The sequence below is a fragment of the Candidatus Paceibacterota bacterium genome (genome assembly GCA_035652395.1).
Lineage (GTDB): Bacteria > Patescibacteriota > Minisyncoccia > Phycocordibacterales > CAJBRS01 > JADGRH01.
This window is the reverse complement of sequence record DASRDX010000009.1, coordinates 245,461-266,068: the sequence shown is the minus strand read 5'-3', so window position 1 is coordinate 266,068 and position 20,608 is coordinate 245,461. Positions and strand designations below refer to the sequence as shown.

The following is a 20,608-nucleotide window of genomic DNA, read 5'->3' as shown; positions in this document are numbered from 1 at the left end:
TTTAAGCTATGTAAGTGATATGTATTGGAGTGGGTCAGGAAATCTAAAAGCGTGATTCGCTAAATTCTCCCAAGAGCCGTAACCATCAAGATCTTCTACAGCATTTTCCTTTTCTAGCTGTTTATAGAAATCCTCTCTAATTACTTGAACGTGTACATGAGGAAACCAATTTCCATTGTAAGGAGCCTTACCGATCCGGGCGAATACTTGTCCTTTTGTAATTTTTTCTCCCTTCGTAAACGAAATTTCTTTGTCCAAATGTCCGTAAATAAAATACACCGGTTTTGATTGATGTTTCAGCATAACTCTTGGTCCCCAACCCCCTTCTTCCGGATAATCGTCATCAATCAAAATCACTTCTGCATTAAAATCGGCAGCTATTTCTGTTCCAACCGGGGCATTAATATCAACACCAAGGTGGAGATAAGTATTTAGAGGCTCAAGATATGTTCCGCGCCCCAAAAAACTTCTGTCTTCCATCCAACCACCATACGAAAAATCAATTCCATATTTTTTGTGCACATCAGCAACCATTTTAGTATTCACTTCAGGATCAAGTAAAGCATTTTCTTTTAAAGCTGGTTTCTGATCTTTAAGCCACAGTTCCGCTTCAGTATTTAGGTTTACATACCCAAAGGCCTTATTTTTTAAGGTCGGGAAAATCATGGAGAAATTATAGCAAAATAGAACGCGTAATTTTAAAGACTGATGAGAAATCCAACAATTGAGCTAAGCAAACCGAAAATTAAGTCACCCATGGTGTCTAGGTTTGTTGGCTGATCTAGCAGATTGAAGCGGAGGTTGTAGCTAAGAATAGGCTCGTGAACGATCTGAAGGCGGAAAATATCGTGGAGGCACTCCCCTATTTCCCAAAGGACAAAAAATAAAGTGGAAAGAGAAACCAGGATAAGGAAATTTTTCCAACGACTTTCATGAAGGATTGAATATTTTGGGAAAAGCTGGCAGAGCCACAATATTAAAAACCAAAATAAAAGTCCTGAAAAGAAATGCTCAAAGGCGTCGTAACCGAAAAATTCAACCCCACAGCCTAAGTATTTATGACAATCGGCGTTGGCCACGTAAGCATACTCAACCGCCCCATAAATCTGAATTATGATGTATATCCCCGCAAATAAAACCAGCATCCAGCCGAAAAATTGCTTGGGTGTTAATTTTATGGATTTTAAAATCACTGTTCCGGCAATGCCTGCAACAAAGCCTCCGATGATAAGATAAGTAGCGGTATCCATACTTTTATGCTAATACAGAGTTAGATTTATGTCGACTAAAATCAAAATTGCCACTTTAAATCTTCAATCGGGAGTAGCTACTACCCGCGGTCTTCATGATTTCTTTTTAACTGGTTGGCGGTATTGGCTGCCTCATTCCGACGCCCCGATCAGACAGGCAGGAGAAATCCTTAAAAAAGAAGGGATTCAGATTGCCGGCGTAACTGAAATCTCGGAACCCTCACTTCGAGGAGGATCTGAATCACAACTCAAGGTTCTCTCCGGAAGCTCCGATCTGGCCGAAACTCATTTCTATTCGTCACAGAAGTACGGCAAATTCTTCTTTTATGAAGGAAATGCACTTCTGACGCAGTTTCCGATCAAGAGATTTGATTCGCATCGTATTTACAATAAATTGATGCGAATGGCACTGGAAGAAGGCGCGATCGATGTTGGGGGCCAGAAAATGAGTGTCTTCATTTGTCATTTGGCTCTTCAGACTAAAAATCGGCGAATTCAGATTGGAGAGATCATTGAAGTGCTGAAAGATCGGTCGGAGCCGTTAATCCTAATGGGCGATTTCAATACCAGAAAGGATAAGGAGGCACGGGATCTTGAGGTCTTGCTTCAGAAGACACCGCTAAATCATTGCTGTAGTCTCCCGACCTATCCTTCGTGGAATCCAAAGCAGCCGCGAGATTACATCTTTCTCAGCCATCATTTCCGGTCAATTAACTGCTACATTCCGAAAGCCAAGGCTTTTTCGGACCACTTAATGTTGGTGGTTGAAACGGAGCTGTCAGACTAAAGAGGTCTGGCATTTTATTTCACATTTATAAGATTTATAAGATAAGTCTAGAGGGCTTATTTATCTTGGTTGGGTTTGATTTTTTCTTTATCTTAATTTAATCTAGAAATTAGATGAGTACATTTTCTCATGTTCTTTTTTACCTTTTTCTTTACTTTTTTCTCTGGGGACCCATCTCTTTGGCTCTCTGGTTAAGCTTCTATAGTCTAAGCAGACTTACCAGAAGGATCAAAAAGCGTCCAGCCTGTCGAAGTTGCAAAAGTCTGGAGGTGACCACTATAGTTATTACCTGCAATCGTTTAGTGGTCTACTTCAATGAGTCAGAGCCACGGGCGCATTACCACAAAATCACCACCAGATGGTGTCGTCAGTGTGACCATCTCGAACTCTTGTACTGCTACTCGCGAGTAGCTACATCAGAGGATTTGATAAACGTGGCCTTCGATAGTCCACGAATGATTAGGAGGATTTATCACCATGTCTCTTAAGCAGATTTTGTAGGGCGTGGGAATTCTCCTGGTAATCGTTTAATCGTTCTGGTCTTTCTTTCACGAATAGGTTTCCAAACATGGAAACAGATGTGTCAAAAATTCAATGAATCCAGACTCGATTAGCAACATGCGATATCGAGTTTTTATTTTTAATCCAAAGTCTTAAGCAAATCTTCCAAATCGAGAGGCTCGGTAATCATTTCCACTTCCCCATCATTTTTAACTTTCCATTCTGAACGAGGTCGATCAACATAAAGTTCCACCCCATTACCATCAGGATCATTGAGATAAATAGCTTCGGAAACACCATGATCGGAAGCGCCAGTCAATGGATAATCAGCTTCAATTAATTTCTGCAAGACTGTGGCCAGCTCTTTTCGACTTGGATACAAAATCGCAAAGTGATACAAGCCTGTGTGACCTGCTGCTGGCGGAGTTCCTCCCAGACTTTCCCAAGTATTTAAACCAATGTGGTGGTGATAGCCTCCGGCCGAAAGAAAAACCGCTCCGGCGCCATACCGAGCAGTCACCTCAAAGCCCAGAAGATCTCTATAAAATTTCAAGGCTCTATCAAGATCGGCCACCTTTAAATGGACGTGACCGATCTTTACTTCTGGATGAACAGCCATTACTCAGTCAGGCTAAATTGAACAACATTACTAGTGCCATTTTTATTGATGACACTGACAGGATAAGTTCCGGAAGTTAGACGCAGAGCGGAAATTCCAATACAAGATCCGGCGCTGCTACAAAGAATGCCGGATGGACCACTGGCGGGAACGGTAAAAGTTAAAGTTTTGCCATCAGCCGAACCAACATTGGCAATAACGTTATCAGCCGATCCATCCGGATGATGGCGACCATTGGAACTGCCAAAAGTGATTTGATTGGAATTTCGATCAAAATTTAAACCGCTAATAGTTACTTCTGTGCCAGCGCTACCACTTGAGGGATTCAATGAATTGATTTGAGGTTTGCTCGTAGTTGTAATGACAGTGGTGGTGGAAGTAGTAGTGGAAGTTACAATGGTGACTGGAATGGATCCTCCACTATTTGAATAATTGCCAGCCGGTAGCGGCGCATTCGCCGATAAACTCAAAACATCCGCAGTTTTCTGATATTGAACTCCCAAGTAAAAAGTCAAAATCGGCAGAAGAAGAATAAAGACGATTAAAGCGGCAAGCCGCGAATACCAAGTATACTCATTCCATTTGATCATAGAAGTTTAACTTAATTATTAAGTTCCTCAATTATAACTTACTCTTATCATTTTTATAATACTTCTTCCCTTTTAATTTTTCCGGAAGAAGGTCTTCTTTGCTGTAGCGTTCATATCCTTTGTGATAGCCGAGATCTTTCATCAGTTTGGTGGGAGCATTGCGAATCTTTAGTGGAATTGGAAGATTGCCGAATTTTTTGGCATCTTCCATGGCGCGGCCGAAGGCCTCGTAAGAGGCCTTCGATTTTGGCTGACGGCACAAATAAACCGTGCCGTCAGCCAAGTTAATGGCGCATTCCGGTAATCCAATTATCTCAACCGCCTTAAACACTTCATTGGCCACTACTAAGGAGGTTGGGTTAGCCTGTCCGATATCTTCCGAGGCAAAGATAACCATTCTGCGAGCAATAAATTTTGGATCCTCTCCGCTCTCAATCATTCTGGCCAGATAATATAGCGCCGCGTCCGGTTGACTGGCGCGCATACTTTTAATGAAAGCACTTATAGTGTTGTAATGCTCTTCTCCTTTCTTATCAAAACGCAAAAATTTGCTCTGCAAAGTTTCCGCCAGAGTCTTGGGAGTAATTTCATCATAAAGTTTCGAAACGGCTTCAAGCATAGTAATGGCCTGTCGGGCATCACCATTGGCCATACCAATTAGCCACTCTTTTGAATCTTTAGAAAGCTTCAGGCCGGTTCGATCAATAATTTTAGACATCTCCGCATCAGTCAACTCATTTAGGACAAATACCCGACAGCGACTAAGCAAAGCCGGAATAACTTCAAAACTCGGATTTTCTGTGGTGGCTCCGATTAAAGTAATTTCGCCACTTTCTACGTAAGGCAACAAAAAATCCTGCTGGGCTTTGTTAAAACGATGTATCTCATCGAGAAAAAGCAACTTCGGTTTGGAAAGGAGATTACCCTTCCCCACCAATTGCTTAATGTCATCTTTGCCGGCCGAGACAGCCGAGAGATGATGAAACTCCACATCTAGAGCGTCAGCATAAATTTTAGCCAGAGTAGTTTTTCCGACCCCCGGCGGTCCCCACAAAATAAAAGAAAAAAGATGCTTCTCTTTAATAGCAATAGCCAAAGACTTTCCGCGGCCCACTAAGTGAGATTGACCGATAAATTCCTTCAAACTCCGAGGCCTAATACGCGAGGCTAAAGGCTCCATATAAAAATAGTGGGCCAGTAAATCAGAAAGTTAGCCGTTAGGAGTAAATTCCTAACAAGCTAACCGCCGATTTAACTAAGACCTAACTAAAATAAAGAAAGAGTGACGAGCTTATTGTGGAACTTCAAAAAGATCTGGAAATGACTGGCAAAGCGATGCTTTGCTCTCTGAAGTCGTCTCTCCTTAGTTTGATAATCGTAATACAACATGTTTTTGATGACGTAAACGGTTGATAAATCTTACTTTAATGACCTAATTAATATTTTCTGATAACTGCCCGAACAATGGCGGCGATTTTCATCTCATATTCCGGATAAATATTGCGGTAATTCTTATTAGCCGGCTGAAGATAGTGCTTGCCGGTTCGACTGTCGCGGCGCAGATACTTCATAGTCCAGCCTCCGTCGACTTCGGCGATAACAATATCTCCTTCCTTTGGCTTACCTTTGCGATCGACCAGTACCATATCCCCTTCCTCAATATGAGCATCAATCATGGAATCACCCTTAACCTCCAGAAGATAAGTAGAATCTTTATTCTCCACCAAGAAATCTTCAAGACTAATGGTGTCACCCCGGATCTCTTCCGCCGTTTCCGGAATACCAGCTTCTACCAAACCGAGTAAAGGGATTTCATCAAAAATGGAGTTGAGACTGATGCGACCGTTGCTGTCTTTATTCAGAATTCCTTCATCTACCAGCTTATTAATCAGCTTAAAAACGGCATTCTTGGATTTGAAACCGAGCATGCTCATCATTTCTTTGTAGCCCGGCAATCGTCCGTGCTTTTGATAGAAACCGATGATTTTATCTTTATGATCCATGTTCATCTTAAAATAACGTTAAGAAACGAAAGCTTTTAGTTAGTAAAGAACTTCCCTCACTCTGCAATCGGTTGAATCGGGAAAGCAAAATCTTATGTTTACTAGCCAAAGATTTGTAGTTGCGGCCCTCAATAATAGCTAGATCGATCTGCTCATTTAACTTGTCGAGCTCATATCTAATTTTGTTTAAAATCTGACTTTTACCCATGTCTATAGTATAGGTGAACCATAGTTCACCTGTCAACTATAGGGCTGTGGATAACTTTTTCTAGGCCGGATGGCTATACTTTAGAGCAGATGAAAAAACTCCTATTTGCCCTTTGTCTACTTTTCAGCTGCCAACACGTGGCCTCGGCTTATAGCTGGAATGGTGACATTTGTACCCTGACCCTTAAGGAATGGATCAATATAAACAGTTGCGATTTCGGCCTTCAGGACGAACTTCTATACCACATTACATATGAATACCTACACGGGCCGGCTGGATTTGAGCTCTTCTATAAATATCAAGTTGGAATTTTTGAATATCGGTTAACAGGTATGGAGATCCGCTTGATTCCTGTTCGTGGCAGTCTTCGGCGCCTAACTAAAGCTTGAACTGCGTTTTAGCGCAGTTTTTATTTAAATAAAAAGACTCTACCAAGGGCAGAGTCTTTGAATAGATTGAATTCAAGAAAGAGGCTTCCCGTCCAAGAATCTTATGGCCATTAATCCGCCACACTCGATAAGACCGCAGGGGCAATGACCAGTCTCTTGGATAACCTCGGAACTGAACTCCAATTCCGCCATACCTCCGACGAATTTCAGTCTGACTCGTCCTTTCTTTATCAGTCGGCTGGCTTTAGCAAAACTGATGATTTTTGAAGAGCTGCCCTGCTTCTTTGGGGAAATCTTTCCTCGTGGACGAGATCCACTTTTCTTCTTTTTAGCTTTTGCTTTCGAAGTAGCATTTTTCATCTACTTCAATAATATAATATAAAAACAGATATGTCAATGGCCTTGGACAATACCGCGAATGAAGTTTAGAAGTAGAAGAAAATCTTGCCAAATAATTTTAGTTAGATCCCATACATAAACAAAAAAGTCGTGGACAGATTTCTTACTTAAGAGTTCAAGTAGGCTGATATTAAGATAGTGAAGAATCACCAGCGCAATTACTAAGACCAATATGATCTGAAGAAAGCCTCCCTGCTGCCGTTTAGTGTGCGTCATTTTTGATAAAGACATTATACCAAAGGGCCAGCATGTATAAGAGATAGAGTTTGCGGGCATTGTCCTCTTTTCGATTAAGATGATTTTCAGAAAGTTCCTTAATATATTTCAAACTGAATTTAGCACTGATATATTCATTATCGGTAATCGTTTTTAAAATAACTTCGGCTTTTTTCGGATCTTTTAGCCAAGCGCGAATTGGGGTGGGAAAACCAAGCTTCTTACGATCAGCCGTGGCCTTAGGTAAGATCCCTTCAAAAGCTTCGCGCAGAATGTATTTGGTTTTACCATTTTTATATTTCAATTCTTCTGGAATGCGGCCAGAAATTTTAGCAATTTCCACATCCAAAAACGGCACTCGCAGCTCCAGAGAATTGGCCATAGTCATTTTGTCCGCCTTGGCCAGAATGTCGCCTGGGAGCCAGGTGTGAATATCAATGAACTGCATTTTGGCTGAATCAGTCTGGGTTTTGACCTGATCGTAAAGTGGGTTGAGGTTGAACTTTTCGTTCGGATTACTTTTCCAAAGTTTTTCTATTTCAGCCGGATGGAAAACGTAGGCGTTGCCGATATAGCGCTCTCTAATTGGCAGAAGAACACGTTGAAGATAATTGCGTCCATAGAAATCAAAAGGCAGATTGGCGAAGAATCTAATCAAAGATTTTGGGAGCCATTTGGCATACGCCAGAGCAAAAGGCTCGCGATAAATGTTGTAGCCGCCGAAAAGCTCGTCGCTTCCCTCGCCACTAAGCACTACTTTAACGTGCCTTCGGGCTTCTCTGGCCAAAAAATAAAGCGCTACTGCCGAAGGATCGGCTACAGGCTCATCAAAATGCCAGACAATTTTTGGCATCTCTCTAAAATATTCTTCTGAATTAACGCTGATTTCCGTATGTTCCGTCCCCAGAAGATCAGCCATCACTTTAGCTTCGCTCTGCTCACTGACTTCGTTGAACCCAATAGTGAAGGTCTTCAGATTGTCGCCGGTTTCTTTTCTGACTTTACTCATCATGGCGACAATGACGGCGCTATCAATTCCTCCAGAAAGAAAAGCACCAACCGGTACATCGGCAATCATATGCGCTCGCACCGAATCTTCAATTCCCTCTCGGACTTCCCGCTTCAATTTCTCCTCATCGATATTTTTTTCTCGAAACTGGTAGCCCCAGTATTTCTCTTCTTTAATACTCTGATCATTTAAATCAATTCGCAAATAGTGACCGGGCAAAAGTTTATGAATTCGCCGAAAAAAAGTTTCTTTAAACGGATTGTATTGGTATGAAAGATAATTAAAAATAGCTTTCTCATTTAATTCCGGCTTGAAATCCGGATGAAGCAGGATCGATTTAATTTCCGAGCCGAAAGCTTTCAGCTTCCAGTCGTCAAAGAAATAGTAGAGAGGTTTGATACCAAAATAATCCCGTGCCACGAAAAGTTCCTCCTTTCTTTTGTCATAAATGGCGAAAGTAAACATTCCGCGCAACTTTAAAAGCATCTCCGGTCCGTGTTGCTCATATAAATGAACCAGTGTTTCTGTATCGCTGTGAGTCTTTAGAATGTGGTTTTGCTGAAGGAGTTCTTCTCGAAGAATTTTATAATTGTAGATTTCACCGTTAAAAACGATGCCAATATCTTTAGTTTCGTTCCAAATCGGCTGGTCTCCGGTGGATAGGTCAATAATACTAAGGCGCCGCATGCCAATGGAAGCTTTCTCTCCGTCATAAAAACCATCGCCATCGGGTCCGCGATGACGAATTCTTTCAACCATTTCCCGAATAATTTTTTCCTTATTCGGCGTACTTTGTCCGACTATTCCGGCAATCCCGCACATAAAACTATTATAGCAATATTTTTATTAGTTCCTTTTGTTTGCACGAAGTTTTTTATTGCGTTGGACCGCTATATGCTGGCAGATATAACATTGGATCTAAATAGCCGTTAGTAGCGGCGATTGGTAAACGATAAATACGGTTGCCGCAGACTTTGCTGGGAAGATTTTGCATGGTGACAGCAGCTGAAGCGTACACACTCAAATGAAGGTGAGGACCGGTAGCGTAACCTGTTGAGCCGCTGTAACCAATAACCTCTCCTCTTTTTACTTGCTGACCCTCCTTCACGGAGATGACTGAAAGGTGACCGTAAGTGGTGGCTAGACCATCATAATGGCGAATAAAAACGTAACGACCGAATGAAGCCCCCGGACAAACTAAATCCGTATCAGCCGCGCCTTCTACTGTACCGTCAGCCGCTGCTTTCACCGGGGTGCCGACACTGGCGGCAAAATCTACACCGTTGTGAGAGCCGGAAACGTACAATCGAGCCGAAGCGTTAGTGACGCCGAATAATTGAGTGATTCGGATCTTATCAAGAGGCCAGGAAAGCACGGCCGACCCGGCTTTTGGCAAGCTGCTCGGATTTAATTTAAACTTCAATTGCGACTCGTAATCGTAAAGCTCTTTTTCAAAGGCCGCTTTTTTTGCCTGCTTCTCGGCAATCGTCTGCTGATAAATTTTTTCCTGATTTTTAGTTTCGGTCAGAAGTTTTGACTGCTGCTGTTTGTTATAAGCGATTACTTTTTCCTGATCGCTTAACTGATTCTGATAATTCTGAAGATTTACTTTTTCAGCGGTGGTGGACGCTTGATCCTTCTCCAGCCCGGCTTTGGTATTCTCTAGATCTTGCACTCTATCTCGTACCCGATTTTGAAAGGTGATGAGATTTTGAACATCATTCCAAAAATCACCTAAATTTTTCCGGCTAAGAAAAGAAGTAATAAGACTTTCAGAATCAGTTTGCTGAATGCTACGTAGGGCCTGGGCAATGACTTCCTGATTTGTTTTAATATCCTGCTGTTTATCAGTAATTTGAATTCCCAGTTTTTGAATATCCAAGTTAGCCGCGGCGATTTTATCTTGAGTTACTTTAATGCTGGCGTCGAGTTTTTTCTGACTGGCTTGCAAAGTGGCGATAGCATTTTGCAAAGTCTTGGCTTGAGCGCTGGTCTTGTCGGCCAAGGCCTGATATTGAGCAATTTCTTTTTCCAGTTGAGCGATATTGGCGTTACGCTGATCGATTTGAGCTTGAAGGTCGGAGACATCGTCGGCACGGGCAGTGGAGAGCGGCAGGCGGACTAACAAAACGCCTGCCGCCACTAGAATGAGGAAGCCGACAAGTAATAATTTTTTATTTAATTTTAGAAATGGCATTATCTAAACGTCTCAAGGTTTCGTCTTTGCCGAGAATCTCGGCCAAGGTGAAAGGATCGGGCGATTTGTCGCGGCCGCTTAATGCATATCGCATGGCCCAAAGGACTACCGCTCTACCCTGCTTTTCCGCGTATGGCCAAATTGTATCCTTTATAAAATTTCGGTCAAAATTGTCTAAAAGTGGCTCTAATAAGCCCTTTAAAGCCTCTAAAATCGGTTTTAAGGCCCCTAATTCCAGCTCCTGACCCTTTCGCTGTTTAGGCGGACAAAGGAGACTTTGAGGGTCATATTGAGGCGGCTCAAAAAAGTACTGAATTTCACCCGCTTCGGCCATTTCTTTAAGCTCTCCAAAAGTAGAAATACGCTCTCGAAGGAGAGGCAAAATTTTCGGAAAAACAGTCGAAAATTTTGCCGCCTCTTTAATTTCTTCCGGCAGCCACTTCTTTACTTCCTCAGCAAACCCTTCCTCCGGCATCAACTTAATATGTTCCTTATTAATCCATTTTAATTTCACCAAATCAAAAATGGCGCCACCTTTCTGAACCGCTCCGATATCAAACTCACCAATCAATTCTTCCATTGAAAAAATTTCTTGCTCTGTCCCCGGATTCCAGCCAAGTAACGCCAGATAATTAACTAAAGCCTCCGGTAGATACCCCATCGCGCGATACTCTGTCACACTGACTGCTCCGTGTCGGCCTGAAAGTTTTGAACGATCCGGCGCCAGAATTAGAGGAATGTGAGCATACACTGGTCGTGGCGCCCCAATCGCTTCCTGAATTAAAATCTGGCGCGGTGTATTTGAAATATGATCCTCACCCCGAAGGACGTGGGTAATTCCCATTTCAAAGTCATCTACTACCACTGTCAGATGATAAAGCGGATCATCGATAGTTCGGGCAATGACAAAATCCTTCAAATCCGTTGTATCAAACTCAACTTCGCCGCGAATTAAATCATTCCATTTAATTTTCTTATTTGGATTCTTGAAGCGCACCACTTCTATATTTTCAGTGGGATTTTCTTTTTTGGGTTCTATTGATTTATAAGCTGCTCCACTTTCCAGAAGCCTCTTTAAATATTTTTGATATTCTCCCGTCCTCTCTGATTGCCTAAAAGGGCCTTGATCATATGAAATACCCAGCCACTTTAAACTTTCAACAATATCCTGCTCGAATTCGCTTTTGGATCTTTCCTTGTCGGTATCTTCCAATCGGAAAACCATTTCTCCGCCGTTTTTCCGGGTAAATAAAAAATTAAAAAGAGCGGTACGAGCCCGACCAATATGAAGAAAACCGGTCGGACTCGGTGGAAAACGAGTGATAATTTTCGGTTTATTAGTTTGCTCCATAATCTAGTTCTGGTGTTCCAATCCCAAGGCAATGATTTCTTGGGCAATTTTCTTGGCTGCGTCCAGTTTGGCAAAATCTTTAGCCGCCTTCTGCATTTTCTGATAAATTTCCGGATTAGTCATAATTCTTTTTATCTCGGAAAGCATAATTTCCGGTGTCAGATTCTCCTGCTCAATCACCACCGCCGCTCCACTTCTGGCATACGCATAAGCATTTTCGCGTTGATCATGACTAACTTTTTCCGGAATAGGGATCATGATGCTGGGCAACCCCCAGGCGGCAATTTCAAATAAAGTGGAACCGCTGCGAGAAATTACCAATTTACTGGCACCGGCCGCCATTCGTAGAGCCAAATCATTTAGATAATCAAAAGGTTTATATCTTTCCGGGTGCGGTCGTTTCTCCAAGATGACTTTGGCCCGCCCTTTCACTTCTTCAATATTTTTACGACCGGTTTGGTGAATAACCTGAAAGTTTTCTACTAACGGCGCCAGACAATCGAGTAATCTTTCGTTAATGATTTTTGCGCCCTGCGAGCCGCCCAGAATTAAAATTGTCGGAACTTCTCTTTGAAGATTCAGAAACTCAAATGATCCTTCTGTGGCCGGAATCATAATTTCCTTGCGAATAGGATTGCCGGTATAAACCGTTTTGTCTTTTGGAAAATAACTGGCTGTTTCCGGATACGAAATAGCAATGGCTCTGGCAAACTTACCAGCCCAGAGGTTTACTTTACCCGGAACCGTATCGGACTCGTGAATAATTACTGGAATTTTCAAAAGTTTGGCGGCGAAAAGCACCGGAAAACTCATGTAACCACCTTTGCCAAAAACCACATCCGGATAAATCCAAAAGACTTTCCATAAAGCGCGTATTACTCCCCAGCCGGTTTTAAATAGGTCGAAAAAATTTAAAATGGATCGGTAGCGGCGGACCTTACCAGCCTCAATTTTCTTGTAAGTGATGTCGTGATCAAAAAGAATTTTACTCGAATACGGAACCGGCGCTAAATAATATATTTGGGCTTCCAGCAATTTCTCTTCGCGCATTACAGCTCGCAATTCCTCGGCCACGGCAATTAGTGGATAGAAATGTCCGCCCGTCCCTCCACCACAGAAAACAATTTTCATTTTAAAAGGTTAGAAGTTCTTAAGGTTTAAAAGTCCGTAAAGTAGTCTTTATGAACTTTATAAACTCTATAACTTATCTTTTGGATGTGTATCGTGAGACATTTAAAATAATTCCGACTTCGGCCAAAGTGAAAAAAAGAGCGGTGCCACCGTGACTGATAAAGAGAAGCGGAATTCCGGAAACCGGCAAAATACCCAACATGGAAGCAATATTAATGAAGGACTCGGCTAAAATCAGTATAACAAGCCCTGTTACTAATAGTCTACCGAAGAGATCCGGGGTTTGAGCCGCAATGCGCAGGCCACGAAAGGTAAAGAAAAGATAAAGCAAAATAATTAAACTAGCGCCCACAAAACCGAATTCTTCTGCTGCCACGGCAAAAATAGAGTCGCCAATCGGCTCCGGTAAATAATTGAATTTCTGAATACTTTGACCAAATCCCCTACCGGTAAGTCGCCCGGCTCCTATGGCGATTAAGGACTGCTGAATTTGGTAGCCGCTCCCCAGTGCGTCATTGGCCGGATGGATAAAAGTATCAATTCGCTGTCGAATGTAAGGGCGACTGACATATAAAACCCCGATGCCGATAATGCCGATAAGTCCCAGAATAAAAAGATCCCGCCAACGACAACCTGCAACCACAAACATTGAAAGTCCGGCAATAAAAATCACTCCGAAGGTGGCGGTGTCAGGTTCTATTAACATTAGGATGGCAGCGATGGCAATTAAAATGGCGAATGGCAGGCTGCCATATTTAAAAGTATCCACTTTTTGCTTTACACCCGAAAGCCAAGCGGCAAAATAGATAACAAAACCAACTTTGAAAATCTCTGATGGTTGCAGAGAAAAACTACCTAAACTAATCCAGCGCCTGGCGCCATTGTATTTGAATCCAATATGAGGAACAAAAATTAGGAGCACCGATAAGATGGAGCCGACAAAGATAAAAAGAGCGTATTTTCGCCAGAACTTATATGGAATTTTATTGTTGATATAACAGGCCAGCGACCCCAGCACCACTCCCAAAACTATTTGGTTTATCAGAACGGATTTAAAGGTGGCGCCGCTGCCGGCTAAAAGTCCGAGAGAGGCTGAACTAAAAATAAAAAGACCAGCAATGACTAAGATCAGGATAGAAATCAAAAATGGTTTGTCGACAGCTTTCATCAACTTATGATAGCAATAATTGCTCCGATTAAGGCGAAGACAACGGAAATAATCCAGAAGCGCATCGTTACTTTGTAAGATGGCCAACCGGAGGCCTCAAAATGATGATGGAGCGGCGCTACTATAAAAATCTTTCGATTAAATCTGGTTTTAGCAATTCTCTGAATAATTACTGAAAGAGAAGTAATGAAAAGCGGAAAAGCGATTAAAGGCAAAACTAAAACGGAATTCGTCAGAAAAGCGATGATAGCCAGAGTAACGGTTAGTCCCAGCATGCCTGTCTCCCCCATATAAAAGCGAGCGGGTGGAATATTGAACCATAAGAAAGCCAGAATTCCGCCGACAATCACGGCGCAGAAGGCGGCCAAGTCAATCTGGTTGTGAACAAAGGCAATGATCATGTAGGCGCCAAAGGAAGAAGCCAGGACGCCGCCGGCCAAGCCATCGATGCCATCAATGACCGAACCAGAAAAGACGCCGAGCATGACGATAATAAAAAATGGGATGAAAGAAATGCCTAAATCAACGTCCTGCCAAAACGGCACATGAACGCCGAAATTTTTTAACTTAAAATAAAACCACCAAGCGCCGATGGAGCCGAGAAAAAGAACGATTAAGACTCGCAAACGTCGATTGAGCCCGTCACTTAATTCAATTCGAGTGCTATAAATTTGCAGAAGATCGTCAAGAAGGCCGATCAACGACGCCAAAACCAGAGTAAAAAGTGGCAGTAAAGTTTGATTCTGACTTAAGAAATTTAATTTAATATTCAGACGACTCGGAAATATAAAGGAATTCAAAGAAAGTAAAAGCGTGGAAATCAAAACGGAAAGCCAGACAATGATGCCGCCAATTCGCGGAGTTGAAGTTTCGCCGCCGTGATTATGGATTTTCTGAAACTCAGGAGTGACATAATCCTTGTTTTCAGCGCTTCGAGAGCGGTTTTTCCACATCCGACGCCGATAGAGAATGTTGCTAATGCTTGGCGTAATAGCCAGACCGACCAGAAAGGAAAGAATGGCGGGGACAAAGACTTTAACCGTACTGAGAATCATAGGAGAATTATAGCCTAAAAAGAGGCATTATTGGCTCTTGAGATAGGCGCGAGTAGAGGAAGCTAGAGCCAAAGTATCGCTAAATCGGCCAGCCGCAGTTGAGCCAAGCACGGTGATAATAATCGGGTGAATCAGTCCTGGGTTATATGCAATAACCAGGTTTCCACCAGCAAGCAAAGTGTAGCCGGTTTTCGAAGCAATAATTCCGGAAATCCTAGTGATATCTTCGTCGGTATTTACCGCCGTATGATTTATACCGCTCAATGAAGTGAACTTAAACCGATTATTTTTAGTGATTTCCACAATATCGGGATGAGTTTGAACAAGATAGCGTAAGAATTCACTTACATCTTTAGCCGAACCAATTGCTCCCGGAGTTGTCGTATCGACATCGAGGCCGGTGGAATTTTGAAAATGCAAAGTAGGAAGATTTAATGAAGCGGCTGCTGTATTCATTTCATTGGCGAAGAGAGCCTCGAGAGTGCTGCTACTTAGACCGGAGATAGTCGGATCCGTTGAGCTTGAATGAGTGGCGATGGTAGTGGCAACGGCCAAAGCGATGGCGTTGGCGCCATCGTTGGAAGAAACCATCAGAGTAAAATTTCTTAAATCCTTGAAAGTCCAGAGCTCATTTGGCTGGAGGCCACTCTCACCCTCAATCGCTGCGGAAGAAGTGGAGATAGTTACAGTGGCCTTATCGTCTAAAAATTTTGAGCCAACAAAAGCTGTCATTAGCTTGGTTATGGAAGCGAGGGGCAACGGCGTGTTTTCATTTTTGGCGAAGATAACCTGATTGGTAGTGATGTCGAGAACGTACGCAGCTTTGGCCTGAAGTTTAAGATGATCAAAAAGACCGACAGTTGGTAGCGACGCCGGGACCGGGACTGTCGAAGATGCTTCGTTGTTTGGATTGGTAACGGTGTCGCGTTTAGAAGGGGCATACACCAAAATGAAAAAAACAACCACCGCTAAGGTTCCAATCACCCATTTTTTAAAAGTTTCCTTTCTTATTCTATTCATTCTGAACTGGTTCCAGGTTTTCTTCCGAAGGCTCGCTGGTTGTTTCTCCTTCACTTTCGACTTCCGACTTCTCTTCAGCTTTTTGGAAATCATTCAATTGGGTGAGAACTTCCTGATAATTCGGGATGCTTTCCAGGCGACTTGCCCCAAGATAAGACAGTAGTTCAAAAGTTGGCTTGTAGAGGAAGCTTCGCTCGTCTTTTGGGTTAGTAATTTTTTCGACTAAACCGCGAATCAGAAGATGTCTCAAAATAAAAGTGGAATTAACTCCGCGGATAAAATCAATTTCGCGACGGGTAATCGGCCCTTTGTAAAGAATAACGGAAAGAGTTTCGAGACCGGCTCGCCCCAAATCTTTAGTCAGTTCTTCCTTGGCCAGATCCTCAATCATTTTTGAAAGAGCCGGAGCGGTTCCGAGCATCACTTCATCTTCTTTTCGCATTAGAACCAAACCGCCGGTTTCCAGCCTTCTTTCCAGAGTGGTAAGAGCCGCTTCAATTTCGGCTGGATCTTTTTTGAGAATGTCGGCGAGCCGCTTGATAGAGAGCGGCTCGCCCTTCCAAAACAGAATTGCTTCAATTTTATTTTCCAGATTCATGGTCAATTATATTTTGGAGTTTCAAGACTTTGAGTTTCCATATGAATATCGTCAAAATTGGTATTTTGGGTGACATCAATTATGCCCTGTTTGACCAATTCAAGCATGGCCAGAAAGCTGACGATAATATTTATCTTATTCTCTTTGCTAATTTTGGTAAACTCTCGAAAACTCATCTTTAAGGAATCTTTGATGCGGACCGTCAGACTATCAATCATCTCTTCCAGACTAATTACTTTTTCCACTACCGTTTTTGGCAGTCGCTCATTCTTTGGTAGATTAGCTAAGAGATTTTGCATGGAACTTACTAATGAGTCCAGGGATAAATCCTCTGCCGGAGAAAAGACAGAAACCGTCATTCGCGTTGATGACTTTGGAAAAATTATCTTTCGGCCAAAGTGCTCGCGCAGGCCGGCCGTAGCCTCTTTCAAAATTTTGTAAACTCGAAGCCTCTCTTGAAGCTCCTCAATGCTCATTTCTTCTTCCTCCGAGAGGCTGATTACCGGCAATAAAGATCTGGACTTTATAAGAACCAGAGTAGAAGCAATTAATATAAAATTGGCGCTTTCCGGAATGGAAAATTGAGGTAGATTTTTTAAATAGCCCAGATAATCATCGGTCACTTTGGCTAGAGAGATGTCGTTAATCAGAAGCTTTCGCTTCTCAATCAGGTTTAAAAGCAGATCAAGAGGCCCTTCAAATTGTTCGGTTTTGATGGCGAATTTTGTCGTCATTCTAATAATTATATAGTAGAAGAGGGGTCGGGCGAAGCCCGACCCCTCTTCTTAATCCTCTTCCTCCTCTGTATCTTTTTCTTCAATAGTCTCCTCTTCCCCATCATCAGTCACAATAAAACCGCCTGCCTGTAAATTCCATAATTTCTGATACAGCCCGCCTTCTTTCTGAAGCAGCGACTGATGTGTACCTTCTTCAATGATTTTGCCATTTTCTACTACTACAATACGATCCATTTTTTGAATAGTAGAAAGTCGGTGAGCGATAACAATTACGGTTTTATTCTGCATCAGCTTTTCCAAGGCGTCCTGAATTAAAGCTTCCGAATGTGAATCAAGACTTGATGTCGCTTCATCCAGCACTAGAATTGGCGCGTTTTTCAGAATGGCTCTGGCAATGGCGACCCGCTGCCTTTCCCCTCCGGAAAGCTTGATACCTCGCTCTCCCACATAAGTTTCATATTTCTTCGGCAAGCTCTCAATAAATTCATCACAGTGTGCCAATTTGGCCGCTCTAATCACCTCTTCATCGGTGGCGTCACGCTTTCCATATCGAATATTTTCCATCAAGGTTCGGTGAAAAAGAATTGGGTCCTGTGGCACCAGACTAATATTGGCATGGAGACTTTCCTGTCGCACTTGCTGAATATCTTGTTCATCTATCAAGATCTTACCGCTAGTAACGTTATAGAGTCGAAGTAAGAGGCGAACGAAAGTTGATTTACCTGCACCCGAAGGGCCGATAAGAGCCACTTTTTCTCCGCCAGCGATTGTTAGATCAACGTCTTTTAGCACCTGCCTATTTTCATTAAAACTAAATGAAAGATTCTCGAATCTCACCTCCCCTTTCCTGATTTGAAGATTTTGGGCGTTTGGCTGATCCTGAATTTCATGTGGCAAATGCAGAATTTCCACCATTTCCTTGGCGTCGGCAAACGCTTCATAAAGATTGCGGATGATGTTACTGAACCCCCAAAGTCGATAACCTAGACCAAGAATGTAGGTTTGAAAAAGCACGAATGTTCCCAAACTGATTTGATTTTCCGCCCACAATCGAATGGAAAAATAGAACAGAAAAAATTCCATCAGGATCATCAATAAAGCTTGCGTGGCGTCCATTGCCTCATTTAAATTGGCTACCAAAAGACCGAGGCGGAGCTGTTCATTTGTTGTTTCCTTATATCTTTCGTTCTCCATTCGTTGTCCAGTAAAAAGTTGAATGGTGTTGTGATTGGTGATGTTGTCAGCCAAAAGGCCCGAGGACTTAGTATCGGCAGCCGCTTTGGCAATATCGTACTTCAGTTTGAATCGGGCAAAGGTGTAATTAAAAGCTAAAAAGAGAATTGTCCAGCCGACAATTACCCAAGCAATGACGTTGTTAATAGTAAAGACAATAATAATCGTTCCGACAATTCGAATAGCAAGCGGAATAATGTTGTAAGAGATCCGATCGGTCAAACTCTCATATGCGCGGGCATAGCGGCCAATCTTCTGTGTCAACGATCCGGTAAAATTATTGGCAAAGAAAGTGTAAGAATGATCGATTAGATATTCAAACGATAGCTGACGTATCCTGATTGAACCTTTACTCTCGAAACGGTCAATACCGATAGTGCCAATCCGAGAAATAGCCCATTCGGCTAAATTCAGAACAAGAACAATAACAATGATTTTCGAAAGAGCGGGAATGGTCGCCGCCTTATCCGTGGCGTCAGCCAATAAGTTAAAAAAGTTTCTATATTGCAGCGGAACAAAGATATCAATAACAGTGGGGCCGATACTCCCAATTAAAGTGAGTATAAGCCAAAAACGAACGGTTTTGACTATCCGCCAGAATGAGAGCGCCACCTCTTTTATGCCGATTTTCGGGGTGTTTTTCATACTTTTATAGACAAAGAAAACCAGGAATTTCCTGGAGGATTTTTAGCATATCACTAGCTTCAGCTAAAACAAAGTTAACCTTGCGATTTTTTCTTTAGACTGATTCCTAACTCTCGCAGTTGCTCATCAGATACTTCGCTTGGCGAATCCATCATCAGGTCTCTTCCCTCTCCAGTTTTTGGGAAGGCGATTACTTCACGGATGTTTGGCTCGTTCTCAAGTATCATCATCAGGCGATCAAAACCCCAAGCAATGCCACCGTGCGGTGGCGTACCGCTTTTAAAAGCATCCAGCATATGCCCAAAACTCTTTTCAATGCTTTCCTTTGAATATCCCATGATTTCGAAAACAGAAGTCAGAGCCTCTGGATTATGATTTCGAATACTACCGCCGCCAATTTCATAGCCGTTCAGGACAATATCGTATTGAGAAGTCAAAATTTGATCAATATTCTCTTTGTTTTTAAGCCAATCTTGATGCTCGGTCTTGGCGCCAGAAAAAGGATTATGAGTAAATGTCCAAGCCCCTTTATCAGTTTTCTCAAAGAAAGGAAAATCAATAATCCAGCAAAAAGCCAAAACATTTGGATCATTTTTATCTTCTCTGAGATCAGGCCGGTCAGTCTGGTATTTTTCCATCGTCTCCGCGTACGAAATTCTTGGAAATGGAATCTCTTGAATTTTCTTATCTGGATAAATCGCCTGAACCATTTCAATCAAAAGCTTTTCATTAAGTGCCATCACATCATCTTGATCCACGAAGCTCATTTCCAGATCAAGTTGAGTGAACTCCGGCTGTCGGTCTCCTCGAGTATCTTCATCGCGCATACATTTGGCAAATTGAAAGTACTTCTCCAAACCAGCAGCCATCAAAAGCTGCTTGTATTGCTGTGGCGATTGAGGAAGGGCGTAAAAATGGCCCGGTTCAAGCCGAGACGGCACAATATAATCTCGAGCACCCTCCGGTGTTGATTTAGTTAAAACTGGTGTTTCAATTTCGGTAAAGCCTTCTTTGTCCAGAAAATCCCGCACAAACTTCACCACTCGATGGCGATGGCGAATATTTTTCTGCAACCTTGGCCGCCGCAAATCCAAGTAACGATATTTTAGACGATGTTCTTCTCCGATTTCGTGACCGTCACTCTGAACATCAATCGGTGGAGTTTCCGCCTCGTTTAAAACCACTATCTCTTTAATTTCCAGTTCAATATCGCCGTTTAGTTTTTCCGGCTGAACACTTTTTTCCGGTCGCTTATTGACAAGACCCTGGACTTCTACCACCCATTCCGGCCGGACCTTTTCCCCAATCTCATGCGCTTCACTTTTAGGCAAGATTACACCTTGTACATAGCCACTCATATCGCGAAAATCTAAGAAAATCAGTTTTCCCTGATCACGTCGAATATCAATCCAACCATTAATTTTGACTTCCTGTCCGATTTTCTCCTTTAAGTTTTTAATATAGGTTCTTTGCATTTTCTAAAAGCTAACGCCCATAAGCTA

Annotated in this window: 22 protein-coding genes; 2 read left to right on the top strand and 20 right to left on the bottom strand. The window is 42.5% G+C overall.

Annotation, left to right across the window (positions count from 1 at the left end; genetic code table 11):
* Nucleotides 1–6: 6 nt before the first annotated feature.
* Both VFA52_01650 and VFA52_01645 read right to left on the bottom strand, forming a co-directional pair.
* The gene (locus VFA52_01650) at nucleotides 7–666 is read right to left on the bottom strand and encodes a peptidoglycan DD-metalloendopeptidase family protein (protein ID HZS42902.1); all 660 of its coding nucleotides are present in this window, start codon (nucleotides 664–666) and stop codon (nucleotides 7–9) included.
* A 32-nt stretch (nucleotides 667–698) separates the two neighbouring features.
* Nucleotides 699–1,250: a hypothetical protein gene (locus tag VFA52_01645; protein HZS42901.1), complete on the bottom strand. Its 552-nt coding sequence runs from the start codon at nucleotides 1,248–1,250 to the stop codon at nucleotides 699–701.
* A 28-nt stretch (nucleotides 1,251–1,278) separates the two neighbouring features.
* Here VFA52_01645 and VFA52_01640 point away from each other — a divergent pair, with 28 nt between their 5' ends.
* Nucleotides 1,279–2,037: an endonuclease/exonuclease/phosphatase family protein gene (locus VFA52_01640; protein ID HZS42900.1), complete on the top strand. Its 759-nt coding sequence runs from the start codon at nucleotides 1,279–1,281 to the stop codon at nucleotides 2,035–2,037.
* 640 nt (nucleotides 2,038–2,677) lie between these two features.
* Here the strand turns inward: VFA52_01640 and VFA52_01635 are convergent.
* The 5 genes from VFA52_01635 to VFA52_01615 form a co-directional block, all read right to left on the bottom strand.
* Nucleotides 2,678–3,157, bottom strand: coding sequence for a VOC family protein (locus VFA52_01635; GenBank protein HZS42899.1), 480 nt, complete (start codon nucleotides 3,155–3,157; stop codon nucleotides 2,678–2,680).
* A complete protein-coding gene (locus VFA52_01630) occupies nucleotides 3,157–3,747 on the bottom strand; it encodes an IPT/TIG domain-containing protein (GenBank protein HZS42898.1) in 591 nt (196 codons plus the stop codon). The genes VFA52_01635 and VFA52_01630 overlap by 1 nt, the downstream gene beginning before the upstream one ends.
* A 31-nt stretch (nucleotides 3,748–3,778) precedes the next feature.
* Nucleotides 3,779–4,927 (bottom strand): replication-associated recombination protein A, encoded by a 1,149-nt coding sequence (locus VFA52_01625; GenBank protein HZS42897.1) that lies wholly within the window; start codon nucleotides 4,925–4,927, stop codon nucleotides 3,779–3,781.
* A gap of 256 nt (nucleotides 4,928–5,183) precedes the next feature.
* A complete protein-coding gene (locus VFA52_01620) occupies nucleotides 5,184–5,750 on the bottom strand; it encodes a S24 family peptidase (GenBank protein ID HZS42896.1) in 567 nt (188 codons plus the stop codon).
* Nucleotides 5,751–5,757: 7 nt separating this feature from the next.
* Nucleotides 5,758–5,958 carry a hypothetical protein gene (locus VFA52_01615; GenBank protein ID HZS42895.1) on the bottom strand — a complete coding sequence of 67 codons (201 nt, stop codon included), beginning with the start codon at nucleotides 5,956–5,958 and terminating at the stop codon, nucleotides 5,758–5,760.
* A gap of 89 nt (nucleotides 5,959–6,047) precedes the next feature.
* Between VFA52_01615 and VFA52_01610 the strand changes: the two genes are divergently transcribed.
* Entirely contained in the window at nucleotides 6,048–6,347 is a 300-nt protein-coding gene (locus VFA52_01610; protein HZS42894.1) for a hypothetical protein, read from the top strand.
* Between the two features lie 72 nt (nucleotides 6,348–6,419).
* Here the strand turns inward: VFA52_01610 and VFA52_01605 are convergent, their stop codons facing one another.
* The 13 genes from VFA52_01605 to aspS all read right to left on the bottom strand — a co-directional run bounded on the left by VFA52_01605 (nucleotide 6,420) and on the right by aspS (nucleotide 20,581).
* A complete protein-coding gene (locus VFA52_01605; GenBank protein HZS42893.1) occupies nucleotides 6,420–6,707 on the bottom strand; it encodes a hypothetical protein in 288 nt (95 codons plus the stop codon).
* A 33-nt stretch (nucleotides 6,708–6,740) separates the two neighbouring features.
* Nucleotides 6,741–6,977, bottom strand: a complete 237-nt coding sequence (locus tag VFA52_01600) for a hypothetical protein (GenBank protein HZS42892.1) — start codon at nucleotides 6,975–6,977, stop codon at nucleotides 6,741–6,743.
* Nucleotides 6,949–8,793: an asparagine synthase (glutamine-hydrolyzing) gene (gene asnB, locus VFA52_01595; GenBank protein ID HZS42891.1), complete on the bottom strand. Its 1,845-nt coding sequence runs from the start codon at nucleotides 8,791–8,793 to the stop codon at nucleotides 6,949–6,951. The genes VFA52_01600 and asnB overlap by 29 nt, the downstream gene beginning before the upstream one ends.
* A 52-nt stretch (nucleotides 8,794–8,845) precedes the next feature.
* Nucleotides 8,846–10,168, bottom strand: coding sequence for a peptidoglycan DD-metalloendopeptidase family protein (locus VFA52_01590; protein HZS42890.1), 1,323 nt, complete (start codon nucleotides 10,166–10,168; stop codon nucleotides 8,846–8,848).
* Entirely contained in the window at nucleotides 10,146–11,519 is a 1,374-nt protein-coding gene (gene gltX / locus VFA52_01585) for a glutamate--tRNA ligase (protein HZS42889.1), read from the bottom strand. Before gltX ends, VFA52_01590 begins: the two co-directional genes overlap by 23 nt.
* A gap of 3 nt (nucleotides 11,520–11,522) precedes the next feature.
* The gene (gene murG, locus VFA52_01580) at nucleotides 11,523–12,650 is read right to left on the bottom strand and encodes an undecaprenyldiphospho-muramoylpentapeptide beta-N-acetylglucosaminyltransferase (protein HZS42888.1); all 1,128 of its coding nucleotides are present in this window, start codon (nucleotides 12,648–12,650) and stop codon (nucleotides 11,523–11,525) included.
* A 73-nt stretch (nucleotides 12,651–12,723) separates the two neighbouring features.
* Entirely contained in the window at nucleotides 12,724–13,818 is a 1,095-nt protein-coding gene (locus VFA52_01575) for a putative peptidoglycan glycosyltransferase FtsW (protein HZS42887.1), read from the bottom strand.
* A complete protein-coding gene (locus VFA52_01570; GenBank protein HZS42886.1) occupies nucleotides 13,818–14,873 on the bottom strand; it encodes a hypothetical protein in 1,056 nt (351 codons plus the stop codon). Before VFA52_01570 ends, VFA52_01575 begins: the two co-directional genes overlap by 1 nt.
* Nucleotides 14,874–14,900: 27 nt before the next feature.
* Entirely contained in the window at nucleotides 14,901–15,893 is a 993-nt protein-coding gene (locus VFA52_01565; protein HZS42885.1) for a hypothetical protein, read from the bottom strand.
* On the bottom strand, nucleotides 15,886–16,491 hold the full coding sequence (gene scpB, locus VFA52_01560) for an SMC-Scp complex subunit ScpB (GenBank protein HZS42884.1): 606 nt from the start codon (nucleotides 16,489–16,491) through the stop codon (nucleotides 15,886–15,888). Before scpB ends, VFA52_01565 begins: the two co-directional genes overlap by 8 nt.
* A gap of 2 nt (nucleotides 16,492–16,493) precedes the next feature.
* Nucleotides 16,494–17,225 carry a ScpA family protein gene (locus VFA52_01555; GenBank protein HZS42883.1) on the bottom strand — a complete coding sequence of 244 codons (732 nt, stop codon included), beginning with the start codon at nucleotides 17,223–17,225 and terminating at the stop codon, nucleotides 16,494–16,496.
* 51 nt (nucleotides 17,226–17,276) lie between these two features.
* Complete coding sequence (locus VFA52_01550; GenBank protein HZS42882.1) at nucleotides 17,277–19,106, bottom strand: ABC transporter ATP-binding protein; 1,830 nt, start codon at nucleotides 19,104–19,106, stop codon at nucleotides 17,277–17,279.
* Nucleotides 19,107–19,180: 74 nt separating this feature from the next.
* On the bottom strand, nucleotides 19,181–20,581 hold the full coding sequence (gene aspS, locus VFA52_01545; GenBank protein ID HZS42881.1) for an aspartate--tRNA ligase: 1,401 nt from the start codon (nucleotides 20,579–20,581) through the stop codon (nucleotides 19,181–19,183).
* Nucleotides 20,582–20,608 lie beyond the last annotated feature (27 nt).

What these genes read in the sequence shown, in the direction of transcription:
- VFA52_01650 (HZS42902.1), bottom strand. Translation starts at nt 666, where the DNA reads ATGATTTTCCCGACCTTAAAAAATAAGGCCTTTGGGTATGTAAACCTA.
- VFA52_01645 (HZS42901.1), bottom strand. Translation starts at nt 1,250, where the DNA reads ATGGATACCGCTACTTATCTTATCATCGGAGGCTTTGTTGCAGGCATT.
- VFA52_01640 (HZS42900.1), top strand. Translation starts at nt 1,279, where the DNA reads ATGTCGACTAAAATCAAAATTGCCACTTTAAATCTTCAATCGGGAGTA.
- VFA52_01635 (HZS42899.1), bottom strand. Translation starts at nt 3,157, where the DNA reads ATGGCTGTTCATCCAGAAGTAAAGATCGGTCACGTCCATTTAAAGGTG.
- VFA52_01630 (HZS42898.1), bottom strand. Translation starts at nt 3,747, where the DNA reads ATGATCAAATGGAATGAGTATACTTGGTATTCGCGGCTTGCCGCTTTA.
- VFA52_01625 (HZS42897.1), bottom strand. Translation starts at nt 4,927, where the DNA reads ATGGAGCCTTTAGCCTCGCGTATTAGGCCTCGGAGTTTGAAGGAATTT.
- VFA52_01620 (HZS42896.1), bottom strand. Translation starts at nt 5,750, where the DNA reads ATGGATCATAAAGATAAAATCATCGGTTTCTATCAAAAGCACGGACGA.
- VFA52_01615 (HZS42895.1), bottom strand. Translation starts at nt 5,958, where the DNA reads ATGGGTAAAAGTCAGATTTTAAACAAAATTAGATATGAGCTCGACAAG.
- VFA52_01610 (HZS42894.1), top strand. Translation starts at nt 6,048, where the DNA reads ATGAAAAAACTCCTATTTGCCCTTTGTCTACTTTTCAGCTGCCAACAC.
- VFA52_01605 (HZS42893.1), bottom strand. Translation starts at nt 6,707, where the DNA reads ATGAAAAATGCTACTTCGAAAGCAAAAGCTAAAAAGAAGAAAAGTGGA.
- VFA52_01600 (HZS42892.1), bottom strand. Translation starts at nt 6,977, where the DNA reads ATGTCTTTATCAAAAATGACGCACACTAAACGGCAGCAGGGAGGCTTT.
- asnB (HZS42891.1), bottom strand. Translation starts at nt 8,793, where the DNA reads ATGTGCGGGATTGCCGGAATAGTCGGACAAAGTACGCCGAATAAGGAA.
- VFA52_01590 (HZS42890.1), bottom strand. Translation starts at nt 10,168, where the DNA reads ATGCCATTTCTAAAATTAAATAAAAAATTATTACTTGTCGGCTTCCTC.
- gltX (HZS42889.1), bottom strand. Translation starts at nt 11,519, where the DNA reads ATGGAGCAAACTAATAAACCGAAAATTATCACTCGTTTTCCACCGAGT.
- murG (HZS42888.1), bottom strand. Translation starts at nt 12,650, where the DNA reads ATGAAAATTGTTTTCTGTGGTGGAGGGACGGGCGGACATTTCTATCCA.
- VFA52_01575 (HZS42887.1), bottom strand. Translation starts at nt 13,818, where the DNA reads ATGAAAGCTGTCGACAAACCATTTTTGATTTCTATCCTGATCTTAGTC.
- VFA52_01570 (HZS42886.1), bottom strand. Translation starts at nt 14,873, where the DNA reads ATGATTCTCAGTACGGTTAAAGTCTTTGTCCCCGCCATTCTTTCCTTT.
- VFA52_01565 (HZS42885.1), bottom strand. Translation starts at nt 15,893, where the DNA reads ATGAATAGAATAAGAAAGGAAACTTTTAAAAAATGGGTGATTGGAACC.
- scpB (HZS42884.1), bottom strand. Translation starts at nt 16,491, where the DNA reads ATGAATCTGGAAAATAAAATTGAAGCAATTCTGTTTTGGAAGGGCGAG.
- VFA52_01555 (HZS42883.1), bottom strand. Translation starts at nt 17,225, where the DNA reads ATGACGACAAAATTCGCCATCAAAACCGAACAATTTGAAGGGCCTCTT.
- VFA52_01550 (HZS42882.1), bottom strand. Translation starts at nt 19,106, where the DNA reads ATGAAAAACACCCCGAAAATCGGCATAAAAGAGGTGGCGCTCTCATTC.
- aspS (HZS42881.1), bottom strand. Translation starts at nt 20,581, where the DNA reads ATGCAAAGAACCTATATTAAAAACTTAAAGGAGAAAATCGGACAGGAA.